This is a genomic window from Novosphingobium chloroacetimidivorans (genome assembly GCF_014204535.1).
GTDB classification, from domain to species: domain Bacteria; phylum Pseudomonadota; class Alphaproteobacteria; order Sphingomonadales; family Sphingomonadaceae; genus Novosphingobium; species Novosphingobium chloroacetimidivorans.
On the sequence record NZ_JACHLR010000009.1, the window covers coordinates 139,303 to 152,776 of the forward strand.

The 13,474-nt window shown below is 66.2% G+C and carries 19 protein-coding genes and 2 tRNA genes; 14 read left to right on the top strand and 7 right to left on the bottom strand.

Features of this window, described 5'->3' with window-relative positions:
* Window positions 1–141: 141 nt before the first annotated feature.
* The 4 genes from HNO88_RS11885 (at window position 142) to HNO88_RS11900 (ending at window position 1,693) form a co-directional block, all read left to right on the top strand.
* Window positions 142–372: a hypothetical protein gene (locus HNO88_RS11885; RefSeq protein WP_184245377.1), complete on the top strand. Its 231-nt coding sequence runs from the start codon at window positions 142–144 to the stop codon at window positions 370–372.
* A complete protein-coding gene (locus HNO88_RS11890; RefSeq protein WP_184245380.1) occupies window positions 369–716 on the top strand; it encodes a cell division protein ZapA in 348 nt (115 codons plus the stop codon). Before HNO88_RS11885 ends, HNO88_RS11890 begins: the two co-directional genes overlap by 4 nt.
* Before the next feature lie 157 nt (window positions 717–873).
* Window positions 874–1,476: a 5-formyltetrahydrofolate cyclo-ligase gene (locus HNO88_RS11895; RefSeq protein ID WP_312857065.1), complete on the top strand. Its 603-nt coding sequence runs from the start codon at window positions 874–876 to the stop codon at window positions 1,474–1,476.
* Window position 1,477: 1 nt separating this feature from the next.
* Window positions 1,478–1,693 carry a DUF2842 domain-containing protein gene (locus HNO88_RS11900; RefSeq protein ID WP_184245382.1) on the top strand — a complete coding sequence of 72 codons (216 nt, stop codon included), beginning with the start codon at window positions 1,478–1,480 and terminating at the stop codon, window positions 1,691–1,693.
* A gap of 260 nt (window positions 1,694–1,953) precedes the next feature.
* Here the strand turns inward: HNO88_RS11900 and HNO88_RS11905 are convergent.
* Window positions 1,954–2,030: transfer RNA gene (locus HNO88_RS11905), tRNA-Asp, on the bottom strand.
* 211 nt (window positions 2,031–2,241) lie between these two features.
* Between HNO88_RS11905 and HNO88_RS11910 the strand changes: the two genes are divergently transcribed.
* On the top strand, window positions 2,242–2,694 hold the full coding sequence (locus HNO88_RS11910) for a hypothetical protein (protein ID WP_246381628.1): 453 nt from the start codon (window positions 2,242–2,244) through the stop codon (window positions 2,692–2,694).
* Window positions 2,695–2,809: 115 nt separating this feature from the next.
* Here the strand turns inward: HNO88_RS11910 and nusG are convergent, their stop codons facing one another.
* The 5 genes from nusG to HNO88_RS11935 all read right to left on the bottom strand — a co-directional run bounded on the left by nusG (window position 2,810) and on the right by HNO88_RS11935 (window position 6,701).
* Window positions 2,810–3,346, bottom strand: a complete 537-nt coding sequence (gene nusG, locus HNO88_RS11915) for a transcription termination/antitermination protein NusG (protein ID WP_184245384.1) — start codon at window positions 3,344–3,346, stop codon at window positions 2,810–2,812.
* A 29-nt stretch (window positions 3,347–3,375) separates the two neighbouring features.
* On the bottom strand, window positions 3,376–3,570 hold the full coding sequence (secE, locus tag HNO88_RS11920; RefSeq protein WP_184245386.1) for a preprotein translocase subunit SecE: 195 nt from the start codon (window positions 3,568–3,570) through the stop codon (window positions 3,376–3,378).
* A gap of 125 nt (window positions 3,571–3,695) precedes the next feature.
* The gene (locus tag HNO88_RS11925) at window positions 3,696–5,204 is read right to left on the bottom strand and encodes a hypothetical protein (protein ID WP_184245387.1); all 1,509 of its coding nucleotides are present in this window, start codon (window positions 5,202–5,204) and stop codon (window positions 3,696–3,698) included.
* 28 nt (window positions 5,205–5,232) lie between these two features.
* Window positions 5,233–5,308 (bottom strand) — tRNA-Trp (locus HNO88_RS11930).
* Between the two features lie 109 nt (window positions 5,309–5,417).
* Window positions 5,418–6,701, bottom strand: coding sequence for an MFS transporter (locus HNO88_RS11935; protein ID WP_184245389.1), 1,284 nt, complete (start codon window positions 6,699–6,701; stop codon window positions 5,418–5,420).
* 259 nt (window positions 6,702–6,960) lie between these two features.
* On the opposite strand from HNO88_RS11935, the gene HNO88_RS11940 reads away from it, so the two are divergent.
* Together HNO88_RS11940 and HNO88_RS11945 are read left to right on the top strand one after the other, a co-directional pair.
* On the top strand, window positions 6,961–7,167 hold the full coding sequence (locus HNO88_RS11940) for a cold-shock protein (RefSeq protein ID WP_184245391.1): 207 nt from the start codon (window positions 6,961–6,963) through the stop codon (window positions 7,165–7,167).
* Between the two features lie 70 nt (window positions 7,168–7,237).
* Window positions 7,238–7,453, top strand: a complete 216-nt coding sequence (locus tag HNO88_RS11945; protein ID WP_184245393.1) for a hypothetical protein — start codon at window positions 7,238–7,240, stop codon at window positions 7,451–7,453.
* A gap of 208 nt (window positions 7,454–7,661) precedes the next feature.
* Here the strand turns inward: HNO88_RS11945 and HNO88_RS11950 are convergent, their stop codons facing one another.
* Window positions 7,662–8,018 carry a 4a-hydroxytetrahydrobiopterin dehydratase gene (locus HNO88_RS11950; protein WP_281384011.1) on the bottom strand — a complete coding sequence of 119 codons (357 nt, stop codon included), beginning with the start codon at window positions 8,016–8,018 and terminating at the stop codon, window positions 7,662–7,664.
* On the opposite strand from HNO88_RS11950, the gene ccmA reads away from it, so the two are divergent.
* The 7 genes from ccmA (at window position 8,017) to HNO88_RS11985 (ending at window position 13,412) form a co-directional block, all read left to right on the top strand.
* A complete protein-coding gene (gene ccmA / locus HNO88_RS11955; RefSeq protein ID WP_184245397.1) occupies window positions 8,017–8,595 on the top strand; it encodes a heme ABC exporter ATP-binding protein CcmA in 579 nt (192 codons plus the stop codon). The genes HNO88_RS11950 and ccmA overlap by 2 nt on opposite strands.
* The gene (locus HNO88_RS11960; RefSeq protein WP_184245399.1) at window positions 8,592–9,251 is read left to right on the top strand and encodes a heme exporter protein CcmB; all 660 of its coding nucleotides are present in this window, start codon (window positions 8,592–8,594) and stop codon (window positions 9,249–9,251) included. The genes ccmA and HNO88_RS11960 overlap by 4 nt, the downstream gene beginning before the upstream one ends.
* Window positions 9,252–9,350: 99 nt before the next feature.
* Window positions 9,351–10,496, top strand: coding sequence for a sulfotransferase family protein (locus HNO88_RS11965; RefSeq protein ID WP_184245401.1), 1,146 nt, complete (start codon window positions 9,351–9,353; stop codon window positions 10,494–10,496).
* Between the two features lie 63 nt (window positions 10,497–10,559).
* A complete protein-coding gene (locus HNO88_RS11970; protein WP_184245403.1) occupies window positions 10,560–11,192 on the top strand; it encodes a carboxymuconolactone decarboxylase family protein in 633 nt (210 codons plus the stop codon).
* Window positions 11,193–11,343: 151 nt separating this feature from the next.
* Entirely contained in the window at window positions 11,344–12,045 is a 702-nt protein-coding gene (gntA, locus tag HNO88_RS11975; RefSeq protein WP_184245405.1) for a guanitoxin biosynthesis heme-dependent pre-guanitoxin N-hydroxylase GntA, read from the top strand.
* Window positions 12,042–12,626, top strand: a complete 585-nt coding sequence (locus HNO88_RS11980) for a DUF1989 domain-containing protein (protein WP_184245407.1) — start codon at window positions 12,042–12,044, stop codon at window positions 12,624–12,626. Before gntA ends, HNO88_RS11980 begins: the two co-directional genes overlap by 4 nt.
* 339 nt (window positions 12,627–12,965) lie before the next feature.
* Window positions 12,966–13,412, top strand: coding sequence for a hypothetical protein (locus HNO88_RS11985; RefSeq protein WP_184245409.1), 447 nt, complete (start codon window positions 12,966–12,968; stop codon window positions 13,410–13,412).
* The last annotated feature ends 62 nt before the right edge of the window (window positions 13,413–13,474 follow it).

Below are 13,474 nucleotides of genomic sequence, written 5' to 3' on the forward strand. Positions count from 1 at the left end.
CTCCTTCGCGGCTCGGGGCGAGTCCGTCAAGTTCGCCTCCGGCAAGATGCCGCAGTGCGGCATGGCCGGACAGCACATTCATTCACAGCTTTTTGCAGCAAACGCTTGTGCCGTCGCGATTGTGCGCTAGCCACGAACGCCATGGATGGGGGAACACTCATCGGCCGGCTCGATCAGATCGAGGCCGCCCTGGACAGGATCGAAGCGCTGGCTGCCCGGACCGACGGTGCGCCCGCGGCTGGGCAGACCGTCGTGGCCGACGCCGATCTGCAAACGCGGCACGAAGCGCTTCGGTTGAGCGTGCGGGCCTCGATCGCGCGTCTCGACGCGCTGATCGAGCGTGGCGGACCGGATCAGGGGACATCGGCATGAGCAACGTCGTGCTCTCCATCGGCGGACGTGCCTTCACGGTCGCCAGTGCCGATGGCGAGGAAGGCCATGTCGCCGCCCTGGGCCGGATGATCGACACCGTGGTCTCCACCGGCAACCTGCGCACGCAGACCGAGCCGCGCATGCTGCTCTATGCCGCGCTGATGCTGGCCGACGAGCTGCACGAGGCGCGTCAGGCACTGGCGAGCGTGCCTGCCACCGCCGAGCCTGTCCCCGCCCCTGTCCCTGCCGAACCGGACCCGGCACTGGAAGAACGGGTCGCGCGGATCGCGGTTCGTCTCGAAGCAGTGGCGCAGCATCTTGAGGATCGCGCTCCGAGCGCCTAAGTAGGGCGGTGACGGGATCTGCCCGGCACGTGCCGTTCGAACATCCCTGAGGCTATAAGCAATCCAATGGGGGCTGTCCCTGGTCGGATCCTGGTCCGGCACACACGGTTCCCACCTGACGTCGAGGCGTCAGAGGATTTCTAGGAAACGACCCACGGTGGACCCGTCACCCCCGACCCGAAGCGCCCATGAAAAGGCCGAACTGCGCAGGCACTTCCGCGAGCAGCGCCGCGACCATGTCGCCACGCTGCCGCAGAGCATGCGCGCATTGCTGTTCCTGCGCCCGCCCGTGCCGGTCGCCGGCGCCATCCCCGAGGCAGCGGTGGTCGGCCTGTACTATCCGCATGCGAACGAAGCGCCGACGCTGTCCTATGCCCGCTGGCTGCACGAGAACGGGCGCCGGGTCGCCCTGCCCCGCTTCGGCGATCGCGACGGGCCCATGGCGTTTCACATCTGGGCCGATCCGTTCGACGAGACCACGCTGGAGACGGGCCCCTTCGGAGTGCTCCAGCCCGGAGCGGAAAGCCTGGAGGTCGTGCCGGAGGTGCTGTTCATGCCGCTGATCGCCTTCACCGCGGACGGTGCTCGGCTGGGCCAGGGCGGCGGCCATTACGACCGCTGGCTGGCGGCGCATCCGGCCACGCTGCCGATCGGGCTTGCCTGGGACGTGCAGCTGGCAGAGACGCTGCCGCACGAGCCGCATGACCGCACCCTGGCCATGGTGGTCACCCCTACCCGCCTCTACGAAGGAAGCCGCTGAGATGCGCGAAGAGCCGACCTGGCGTATTCCCGTGGGCGTGCTCGGCCTGATCGTCGCGCTGGGGCTCTATGCCCTGGCGATCGCACGCTTCCTGGCGCCCTGGATCGCGAGCTGGCCGGCGCTGGCGCAGGCACCGGTGTACCTCGTGCTGGGGATCGTGTGGATCCTGCCTCTGCGGCGATTCCTGATCTGGATGGAAACCGGGCGCTGGGGGTGAGTTGAGGCGGCTGCTTTCGTTGCTGAAGCGCAACGGCTTAGCTGGAGCACTTGCTCTTGTTACAGCAGTTTGCGTCGCTCCCGCGAAGGCGGGGGTCCCGCTAGTTCTTCACAAGTTAGGCTTGAACACCAAAGCGGCCCCCCGCCTGCGCGGGGGCGACGTTTGGTGTGGCTAGCCGCGCCTTTGGCAGCGCAACGCCACGCCCACGCCGTGAGCGACCAACTGCGTTCGACGCTGATCTAAAAGGAAAATTCCCCAAGTGGCGCGAGTGACGGGACTTGAACCCGCGACCTCCGGCGTGACAGGCCGGCGCTCTAACCAACTGAGCTACACCCGCATTCCAGAACGCTTTTAGGCGTGCACCCCTTGGGGAGCCGCGCCTCTATGGCAGGCCGCCAGGGCTGTCAACACCACTTTCTGCACTCTCGTGACATTTACCGCTTTGGTGCTGTCCACATGCCAATTTGACCGGTCCGTTAACCATATCTTGGTCATCGTGGAGCAAGGTGGTGACCGGCCAGGGGGTTGGCCTGCGGGGGTTCGCGAGTATGTCGGCCAGGATGACGCGCCAGGCGGTGCTGTGGGCATTCGGTTTGCTGCAGGTGCCGACGCTGTGCGCTCCTGCTCTCGCTCGGCCCCAGGTCGCGACGCAAAGCACCGTCTATGTCGAGCGGGTCCAACCCGATCGCACCCGCCGGCTGGAGCCGGCCGATCGGTTCATCCGCGGCGATCGCGTCATCACCGTGGTGAACTGGAGCCGCCGCGCAGGGAATCGCGGTTTCGTGATCACCAATCCGCTGCCGGCCGCCCTCGCTTATCAAGGCAGTGCCTGGGACGATCAGGACGTCTCGGTCGATGGCGGACGCACTTGGGGCAGACTGGGCGCCCTGCGCGTAGGCGGGCGCTCGGCGACGGCGGAGGACGTCACGCATGTCCGCTGGCGCATACCGCCCCGGGTACAGGCTCGGGGGCAGATCGCCTACAGCGGCATCGTACGGTGACGCACAAACCGGCTTGGGCCGGCCGCGGGCCCTTGCCACCCGGCTAAGCACTTCGAAACAAAAAGGGCTGGAAGCCGAAGCTGCCAGCCCTTCATAATCTGTCTGCGGGAGCGCGTTACTTCGAGAGTTCGACCTGCTCGAAGTCCAGCTCCACCGGCGTGGCACGCCCGAAGATGGAAACCGAGACCTTCACGCGGTTCTTGTCGAAGTCCAGCTCCTCGACCACGCCGTTGAAGGTGGCGAACGGGCCGTCGAGCACCTTCACCGAATCGCCGATCTCGTAATCGATGTTGATGGTCTTGCGCGGCGCGGCAGCGGCGGCCTCGGCAGCGCCGAAGTAGCGCGACGCCTCGGTCTCGCTGATCGGCTGCGGCTTGCCGTTGGTGCCCAGGAAGCCGGTGACCTTGGGCGTGTTCTTGACCAGGTGGTAGACGTCGTCGCTCAGCTGCAGCTTGGCGAGCACGTAACCGGGCATGGTCTTGCGCTCGGTCTGCACCTTCTTGCCGCGCTTCACCTCGGTGACCATCTCGGAGGGCACCTGCACGTCCTCGACGTAGTGCGACAGGCCCATCCGCTCGGCTTCGGAAAGGATCGACTCCTTCACCTTGCTCTCGAAGCCGGAATAAGCGTGAATGATGTACCAGCGGGCCATGTAATCTCTCTTGCGCGAAACTTGACGGATCAGATCAGCGACAGCAGCCAGCGCACGAACGTGCCGAATGCCGTGTCGATGCCCAGGAAGAACACGGCGAGGAACACCGTCATCAGACCCACGAAGATCCCCGTCGTCACCGTCTCCTGGCGCGAGGGCCAGTAAATCTTGGAAGCTTCGGCGCGCACCTGGCGAATGAACTCGTTGGGGCTGGTCTTGGCCATTCTCTCGTCTCTTCCTGCCGCCGGATAAGCGGAAAAACTGCGTTTCTTCCGGCTAGGGTTCATCGCCGCCCCGGCCGGGGCCGGGAGAGCGATGGAACTTTCTTCTGTCGGAAGAGGAACGCGATCTAGCTAGACTTGGCCGGCTTTGCAAGCCGCGCCAGGAACGAGTTGGGCGTGCGGAACAGGATGCGCGCGCCATCGGGCAGCGCGACCGGGTGCACATTGCCGATGTACCACAGGTAATCGGCCTTCTTCGCGGGCTTGAAACGGCGCAAGTCGATCTTCTGCCATGGCGCGTAGAGGATGCGCTGGCTGGGGTCGGCGAAGCGCTTGTACTCAGGGTCCGCCATGCTCATCAGGTGCACGCCGGGAAGCGCGAAGTTGGAGTTCTCCATCGCGCTCCTGCGGACCACCGCATAGCTCCCCAGGTGCTCGAAGCTGCCGAAGTCCCACTGGCGGCGTGGAATGGCGACGGCAGTGGCGACCTTGGCCCCTTGCGGCACATAGTCCATCGCCTGCAGCATGCGTTGCGAGGTTCGGCCATCGTCGTACCAATGCAGCGTGGTGATGCCGAGGCGCACCGAGAACAGGGCCGCGACGAGCACCAGGCCCCAGCGCGGAGCCGGCCAGTTGATCGCCAGGCACGCGACCAGCAAGGCCGCGGTGCTGAGCCGGTAGTCGGCGTAGTCCCCACCATAGATATGGCGCGGCACCGCGAGTGTCAGCACGAACAGGATCACCGCCGCCCAGCCGAGCCGGCCATCGATGCGCCGGGTCGCCGCCGCGATCGCCAGCAGCGCGACGATGACGGTAATGGTCGCCAGGTCGAACCATTCGACATGGCTGCGGAGCGAACGGTAGAGGATGCCCCATTTGTATTCGAGCACCTGCCGACCGTAGCTCATCCTGGAGTTGCCGCCGCCGCCGAGCAGCATCGGGAACAGCGGGAAGATCAGCGGCCAGGGCGCGAGGACAGCCTTCCAGCTGTCACGCCAGCTCCGGCGGCTCCACTCGTAGCCGAACACCAGCACGCCAAGCACGCCCCATCCGGACATGTGGCACAGCCACACCGCGAAGGCGATCGGCACCATCGCGGCCGGACGCCAGCGCCAGTTCTCCCAGCGCACCCAGGCCGCGAAAGCGAACAGAGCCAGCGCAAGACTGAGCGAATAATTGAGGAAGCCCATCAGCAGCGCCGGCGACCAGATGGTGGTGAAGGCCAGGATCGCGCCCAGCCCGATACGGCCGCGCAAGGCCCGGGCAACCGCCAGCACCGAAAGGCCGGTCAGCAACGGGATGATGAAAGCGATGAACTTGCCCGCCGCCTCCAGGCCCATCAGCGATACGAGCGGCACCATCAGCAGTTCGGAACCGAGATTGCCGGTCCACTCCCATTCGAAGGTGTAATACCGCGTCAGGAACGGATCTTCGCCATGGTCGAGCATGACCTTGTAGCCGGCCAGATGCGAGGGGTAGTCCGTCATCTGCGGCGCCCAGGCGACCAGCACCGGCAGGGTCGCGGCAAAGGCGAGAAGGACGCCGAGCCATAGCCCCACGTCGCGTCGCCAGCCCAGCGTCTGCATGTCCCCGGCCCCCGTCATGTCGCCGATGTCGGGTCGGGTCGAACCGTGCATGTGCGCCTGGCTGTTTCGCTAAGATGCCTGGCAGGAGTGGAGGGACTCGAACCCACGGCCCTCGGTTTTGGAGACCGATGCTCTACCAACTGAGCTACACTCCTGCGGGCGGGGGTGCCTGTAGGGCGTGCGATCAGGCTTGGCAAGCACAAGCCCGCATAGCCTGGCGATTGTTGTGCGACCCGCACGAGATGCGCGGTTCGCAAATGCCCCTCAATCCTCGACGATCAGGCTGGCATGGCGCGTATCGCGCATGCGGACATAGACCACCAGAGAGACGCCGATCATCGCCGTCACGTACCAGTAGAACGCCTGCTCGGCCTCATGCTGCTTCAGCCACAGCGCGACGTATTCGGCGGTGCCGCCAAACAACGTGTTGGCGATCGCGTAGGGCAGAGCTACGCCCAGCGCGCGGATGTGCGCGGGGAACAGTTCCGCCTTCACCACCGCGTTGATCGAGGTGTAGCCGCTCACGATCACCAGCGCCGCCAGGATCAGCGCGAAGGCGGCGAGCGGGCTGTGCACGCCTTCCAGCAGGCGGAAGATGGGATACGTCAGCAGGACGCCGGCGACACCGAAGCCGATCATCAGCGGCTTGCGCCCCACCCGGTCGGACAATGCGCCGAACACCGGCTGCAACAGCATGAACACGAACAGCGCAGCGGCGGTGATCTGCGTCGCGACCGGAGCGGAAAAGCCGCTCGTGTTGACCAGGAACTTCTGCATGTAGGTGGTGTAGGCATAGAACGCGAGGGTGCCGCCCGCGGTCAGCGCCATGACCAGCAGCGCCTCGCGCGGGTGCTCGCGAAACAGCGCGAGGCCGCTGGAGCGCGGCCCTTCGGAGGTGCGGGCATTGGTGAAGCTCTTGGTTTCCGCCAGGCGGCGGCGCAAGTAGAACACCAGCACGGCCAGCCCGGCGCCGACGAAGAACGGCACGCGCCAGCCCCACGCCCGCAACGCCTCTTCCGATAACGTCGCCTGCAGCACCAGCAGCACCGCCAGCGCGACGAGCTGCCCCGCGATCAGCGTCACGTACTGGAAGCTGGAGAAGAAGCCGCGCCGCTCGCGCCCGGCCATTTCGCTCAGGTACGTGGCGCTGGCGCCGTACTCGCCGCCGACGCTGAGGCCCTGCAACATGCGCGCGATCACCAGCAGGGCGGGCGCGGCGACTCCGATCGCCGCATAGCCCGGCGTCAACGCGATCATCAGCGAGCCGGTGCACATCAGGGTCACCGAGAGGGTCAGCCCTGCCTTGCGGCCATGGCGGTCGGCGTAGATGCCCATCACCCAGGCGCCAATCGGCCGCATCACGAAGCCGACGGCGAAGACGGCAGCGGTGTTGAGCAGCTGCGCGGTCCGGTCGCCCGCCGGAAAGAAGATCGGCGCGAAATAGAGCGTGAAGGCGGAGTAGGTGTACCAGTCGTACCACTCGACCAGATTGCCTGCCGATCCGCCGAGGATGTTGCGCAGCCGATGCCGCTGGTCCGCCTGGTTCATGGCGCGGTTATGCGGAGCGGTGCCGACCAGCGCAAGGCGGGCCGTCGGGTACAGGGTAGGCCGCTGAGATTAGGTAATCGGGTCGGTCCGTGTTACACTGCGGCAGCTGAACGTCGAACCTTGTGACGGACTGAGCCGAATGGAGCGCGCCCCAACCGGCGTGCACTGCACGACGACTTCCTTTCGATTGACGACCTTGACGCACGGCAGGGCCGCATGTCGCGGCCGTGCAACCCCTGTTTCTCGAAAGGAAACGCGCATGCCTACCGGAACCGTAAAGTTCTTCAACGCCGACAAGGGCTATGGCTTCATCCAGCCCGACAACGGCGGCGCCGACAGCTTCGTCCACATCTCGGCCGTTCAGGCTGCCGGCATGATGACGCTGGAGCGCGAGCAGCGCGTCTCCTACGAAGTCGAGCGGGGCCGTAACGGCAAGGAATCCGCGATCAACCTCGCGTCCGCATGATCCCCGCGCAGGGGCTCGCAGCCAATCGCGGGCCCCTGTCGTTCTCCCCTCAGTCACTGCAGGAGCGCACATGAGTTTCAGCTACGAATTCGCGACCGAACGCGCGGAAGAAGCAGCCCGCAGCGCCGAAGTTGCCAATCTCGACAACGTACGCGACCGGGCTCTGCGCTCCGAGGCAGCCTGGCGCGACATGGCCGACCGCGCACGCAAGACCGAAGAATCCCGCGCCCGCCGCGAGGCGACGGCCCTCGCCGCACGAGAGGCCGCTCCGACCGCTGAGGTTTGAACGGTAGAGGCACTGGATGTGCGTGCGCCCTCCCCCCGCCCGGGGGAGGATACGTAGGCTTACCAGCGATGCTGGTTAGCCGCAGTTGGAGAGGGGTTTCGTGCCCGCTCTACCATCGCAAGCCCCTCTCCAAGCTACGGTAGCCACTTACGTGGCAACCTTCGCTATCTTCTCCCCGCGCGGGGAGAGGGCAGGCGCATCGGTCAGCTTACGCGTCAGCTCCTCTGGCCACGGCATCGATGAACCGCGCCAGCGTCACATCGCGCTGGCTCAACCCGCCGGCATCGTGGGTGGTAAGCGTGATCTCCACCCGATTGTAGACGTTGAACCACTCGGGATGATGGTCGGCTTTCTCCGCTTCGATCGCCACGCGCGTCATGAAGGCGAAAGCCTCTCCAAAGTCCGCGAACCGAAGCGTCCGCCCGATCGCCAGCCCATCCTCTCGCAAGGTCCACGCGGGCAGCATGGCGAGAGCGTCGTTACGCTCGGTATCGGTGAGTGCGGCAATGGCCATCCACGCGTCTCCTTGGCAGCTTGACGCACTTCCCCTATCGCCGCGCTCCATGCAAGGGGCTCACATCGCAGTGCACGACCTCGCCTGCCGCCGCGGCGACCGGGTGCTGTTCCGCGGCCTGTCCTTCGCCTTGAACGCCGGCGAAGCGTTGCAGGTGACGGGCACCAACGGCACCGGCAAGTCGAGCCTGCTGCGCCTGGTCGCCGGCCTCGCGCGCCCTTTCGCCGGCTCGGTCGCGCGACATGGCGCCGTCGGCCTCGTCGACGAACGCCCTGCTCTCGATCCCGAGCTGCCGCTGGAGCGCGCCCTCGCCTTCTGGCGCGGCCTGGACGGGCGGACACCGGTCGACCTCGATGCGCTGGGCCTCGCCGACTTGCTCGACGTGCCCGTACGCTATCTCTCGACAGGGCAGCGCAAGCGCGCGGCCATGGCGCGCCTGCTGGGTCAGCGCGCCGAGGTCTGGCTCCTCGACGAGCCGTTGAACGGCCTGGACGTCCACGCCGCCGCGCTGGTCGAGCGCCTGGCGGCCGCCCATTGCCGCGAAGGCGGCGTGCTCCTGATCGCTTCGCATCAGCCCTTCGCGCTTGCGGGGATGCGCGAAGTCGCGCTGGCGGATTTCGCGCCGTGATCCGCCTGTTCGCCACTCTGCTGCGCCGCGACCTCGCACGGCTGCTCGGCTCCGGCCAGGGCGGTGGAGCCTTGCTGCCGATCCTGTTCTTCCTGGCGGTGGCGATGATCTACCCCTTCGCGGTCGGCCCGGATGCGCCGCTGCTGGCACGCACCGGCGGCGGCGTGATCTGGGTCGCAGCGCTGCTCGCCGCCATCCTGCCGCTCGACCGCCTGGTCGAACCGGACCTAGAGCGCGGCATGTTCGACCAATGGGCCCTGCGCGGGATCAGCGAGGAGTGGGTCATCGCCGTCCGCGTGGTTTCCCACTGGCTGAGCTTCGGCCCACCGCTGATGCTCGCCGCCCTGCCCGCCGGGGCCCTGCTCGGCCTTTCGGGCGCACATCTGCGCACGGTGGAGCTGGGACTGCTCGCCGGCACTCCGGGCCTTGCTGCGCTGGGCGTCGCGGTCGCGGCGATCACCGCGGGCCTGCGCGGCGGCGCGGCGCTCGCGGGTTTGCTGGTCATTCCTCTCGGCGTGCCGCTGCTGATCTTCGGTGCGGGCAGCCTCTCGACCGGCGGCGACAGCGGCGTGGCGCTCACCGGCGCGGTCAGCCTCGTCCTGCTGGCGGTCGCACCCTTCGCCGGCGGCGCCGCGGTGCGCGCCGCGCGCGACTGAGAGCCGCAAGCCCGCCACACTGATCGTCACGGCGGTTGGCGCTCCCCCTGGAGCCGGTCATAACCTCGAAACAGCCAGACAACTGGACGGGAGAGGGGCATGGCGCGGCATCGCGAACTGATGGACCGGGCGCGCAGCACGACCGGGCTCGACGACTTCGGCGAAGGCGACTTCCGCACCGGCCTGGAGATCCTCGTCGCTTCGCTCGAGAGCGAGGCACGCCTGAACCCGGCCGGAGAACAGGCGATCCAGGGCCGCATACTCCTGCATTTGCAGCAGCGCCTGCAGATCGAGGACTGGTACCGCCGCCATCCCGAGAGCGACGCGGAGGTGATCGAAGCGCCGCTGTTCGGCGTCAGCCTGCCCCGGACCGGCTCGACCGCGCTGTCGTTCCTGCTCTCCAGCGACCCGCAGATCCGCTACTTGCGCGTGTGGGAGAGCGCCCGGCCCTGCCCGCCGCCCGGGACCGTCGACGGGCCCGACCCACGCCGCGGCGGCGATGCGGGCGCGCTCGATGCGCAGCTGAAAGGCGGCAAGCGCACGCCCACCGGGATCGATGGCGCGATGGAGTGCCAGGACCTGATGGCGCTCAGCATGGCGAGCCAGATCTTCCTCGCCTTCGCCAAAGTGCCTCGATATGCCGATTGGCTGCTCCAGGCCGATCTGACGGCGACGTATGCCTACGAGAAGCGCGCGCTCAAGCTGCTGCAGTGGCAAGAGCCGAAGCGCCGCTGGCGGCTCAAGGCGCCCACGCACCTGCTTTACCTCGATGCGCTGGACCACAGCTTTCCGGACGCGCGGTTCGTCATGACGCACCGCGATCCCAGCGACGTGCTCCTGTCGGTCTGCTCGGTCTACGCCGACATCATGGGCAAGTTCACCGACCATCTCGACCACGCCTGGATCGGCGAGCTCAACTTGCGCAGCTGGACCGAAGGCATGCGCCGCGCGATCGCCTTTCGCCAGCAAGGCACGAACGACGCCCGCTTCTTCGATATCCACTTCAAGGCCATGCAGCAGGACCCGATCGACCAGGTCCGCCGGCTCTATGACTGGCTCGGCGAGGAGGTCTCGCCCGAATTCGCCCAAGCCATGGCGCAGTGGTGGGCGAAGAATGACGCGCGCGAACCCAACGCCAGGCCCGACCCTGCCTTGTTCGGGCTCGACATGGACCAAGCGCGGAGCGCGTTTGCCGACTACATCGCGTGCATGGATCGCTGGGCACCGACACGCAATGCGGCCTGAGCTTGCCCACACTTTTCCAGCGGCTAAGCAGGTCGCGAAATATATACATTGAAGGAGCAGACGATGGGCCAGCCCGTTACCGGAAAGTACGAGTTCGACATTGCCGCGCGCGAGGCCCAGGTCATCGCAGGCGGCCCGCGCTACGCGCCGCTGCGCCTCGATGAAGTGTCTCCGGCCGGCCAGGAGCAGGTCGACCACCTGCGCGCGGCCTTCAACATCCCCGAGGAGCGCCCCTTCCCCGACGTCAGCCTCATCCAGCTGCGGCACCCGGGCATGTTCAAGGGCCATATGGCGCTCGGCATCGAGCTGGCGAAAGGGGCCATTCCCCCGCGTGAGCGCGAACTGGCCATCTTGCGGATCGCCTGGCTTGCCCGAGCGCCCTTCGAGTGGTGCGAGCATATCGACATAGGCCAGCACTTCGGCGTCACGCGCGACGAGATCGAACGCGTGATCGAGGGCTCCGATGCGCCCGGCTGGACCGAGCACGAGGCCGCGCTGCTGCGCGCAGTCGAAGAGCAGATGGCCGACTACGCGATCTCGGACGCGACGTGGGACAAGCTGACGCAGACCTACACCGAAGAGCAGATGATGGAACTGCCGCTGCTGGTCGGCTGCTACTTACTCGCTGCGCTCCAGCTCAATTCGTTGAAGGTCCAGCCCAAAGGCGGCTTCGACTATCGCGGGCCGGAAACCTGACCGATGCGAGGGCAAGGGACGCTGGCCTTGCCCCTGCTGGCCGTTCAGATGGACAAGCGCGGAACTTTCCATGCCCTGCGCCATTCCCTGTCCTGCACACGGTGCAACCTGATCGGGCATTATTTTGATTAATTTGAAAACCATGGGACCGATGATCGAAGAGGCAGCCGAAGCGGAGCTGCGCCAGGCCTTCGAAGCCTTCGTCAAGGACAAGGCGTTTCCCTGCGTCGGGGCCAAGTCCGCCTTGGCGCACGGCACGCTCAAGACGGTCGTATGCTGGTCTGTCCAGAGCGGCTGGGACGATGTGCGTATCCATCGCGAGCTGCTGGATTGGGCTTTCGAGTATCGCGAAGACCCCGGCCTTTTTCGCAGCATCGCCTTCATCTTCGCCGATCCCGTCCCCATCACCGAGGCCCAGTTCGAGCACGCGATCTGGGAGCGCATCCAGTCGCTCAGCGACAAGGATGCCTGGCTCGATCAGCCCTACGACCCGCGCGTCAGCAGCGATCCGGAGAGCCCGCACTTCTCGCTGAGCTTCGGTGGCGAGGGGTTCTTCGTAGTCGGGATGCATCCGCAGGCCAGCCGCCCCGCGCGCCGGTTCGAACGTCCGGTCATGGTGTTCAACCTCCACGACCAGTTCGAGCAGCTGCGCGACCAGGGCAAGTACGAGACCATCCGCGAAACCATCCTCCAGCGCGACGAGAAGCTCGCCGGCTCCATCAACCCGATGCTCGCGCGCCACGGCGATGCGAGCGAGGCGGCTCAGTACAGCGGCCGTCTCGTGCCCAGTAGCTGGCGCTGTCCGTTCTCCGACTCGCGTGGCTTATCACGCGAGACGGAACCTGCCGAATGAGCGAAGGCCGCATCCCGCCCCGCTCGGCGGTTGGGTTCGAGCTTAAGGCGGGGCAGTTGCTCACCGTGATCGACGCGGAGGGCGTGCAGGTCGCCGATCTCCTCGCCTACAGCCTCGACGATCCGCGCGAGGTGATCAGCAACGGCCGCACCTTCGACTACGAGGAAACCATCCGCCTCACCGCCGGCAACCGGCTGTGGTCCAACCGATCCAACGTGCTGCTGTCGATCGAGGCGGATTCGGTGGGCTGCCACGATTTCCTGCTGACGCCGTGCAGCGAGGACACCTTCCGGCATTTCTATCCCGACCAGCCGGTGCACCGTGGCTGCTTCGGCAATCTCGCCGAGGCGCTGGCGCCGTGGGGCATAGAGCCCGACTCGATCCCCGTCGCCTTCAACTGTTTCATGAACGTGCCGGTCGACGATGCCGGCAAGGTCAGCGTCCTGCCTCCGGTGAGCCGCGCAGGTGATTCGCTGTCGCTGCGCGCGGAGAGGGATCTGATCATCGGCATTACCGCCTGCTCGGCCTACGCGAGCAACGGCGGCAGCTTCAAGCCAATCGACTATCGCATCACGGCCTGAAGGCTGACGCGGCCGAGCTGGTCTTCAGGCTCTGCATTCGCCATCTCGGCAGAAATACCACGATTTCATCGCTATAGATCCTGGCTGTCCGTAAATTGACAGGGTGACACCCGGCCACATTCCACGCGCCTTCCGCGGTGAGACAAAAAGGCCGGGGCAGCGCAACCACGCCGCCCCGGCTGCAAGGCTAGGGAGATGCAGGATCAACGTCCCATGACTGACGCCGATCCGCAGGGGCTTGACCGGAGGGACAAGCCGCGTATCAATCGCTAATGATAATCGTTCTCAAATGAAAGCCCTTTTGAGAGCTTGCGATGCGCACCCGAGGAGAAGCCGGAAATGTACCAATTCGTCGATCGCGATCTCGAACGACTTGATGCGGGATGCCGCTTCATGGTGTGGTCGATGCGAGCCTGGGTAACTTCGATGGGGCAGCGCACCTGCCCGGCCCATGCTCTTGCCCCGGCCTTCGCCAAGTGGCGGATGATCGGGGGCTTGCAGGCCTTCCACAAGTCAATGCTGCTGTTCAACCGCGATGCGCTGGAGACTTTCGGGTTCGCCCCCCTTGCCTGCAATCGCGTGTCCGAGCACGAGGCGCTGATCCTCGGCGTCCTTGTCTCCATGCGAGATCAAGGGCCCAAGGCCGCGCGCCAGACGCTGGAACTGATGGTGCAGGAGGAAGCGGTCGGCGATCTGCTTGGCACGCTCTCGACGATCAGCGCGGCACTGATCGTCGCAGGGCTCTTTCCCGGAGATGCGGTGGAATCGCGCGAAAGCCGGCACTGACGCCGATGTTCAGGCGCGCGCTTTCGGTGATCCGCAAAGGGCTGGCATGGCCGTGAAAGGAG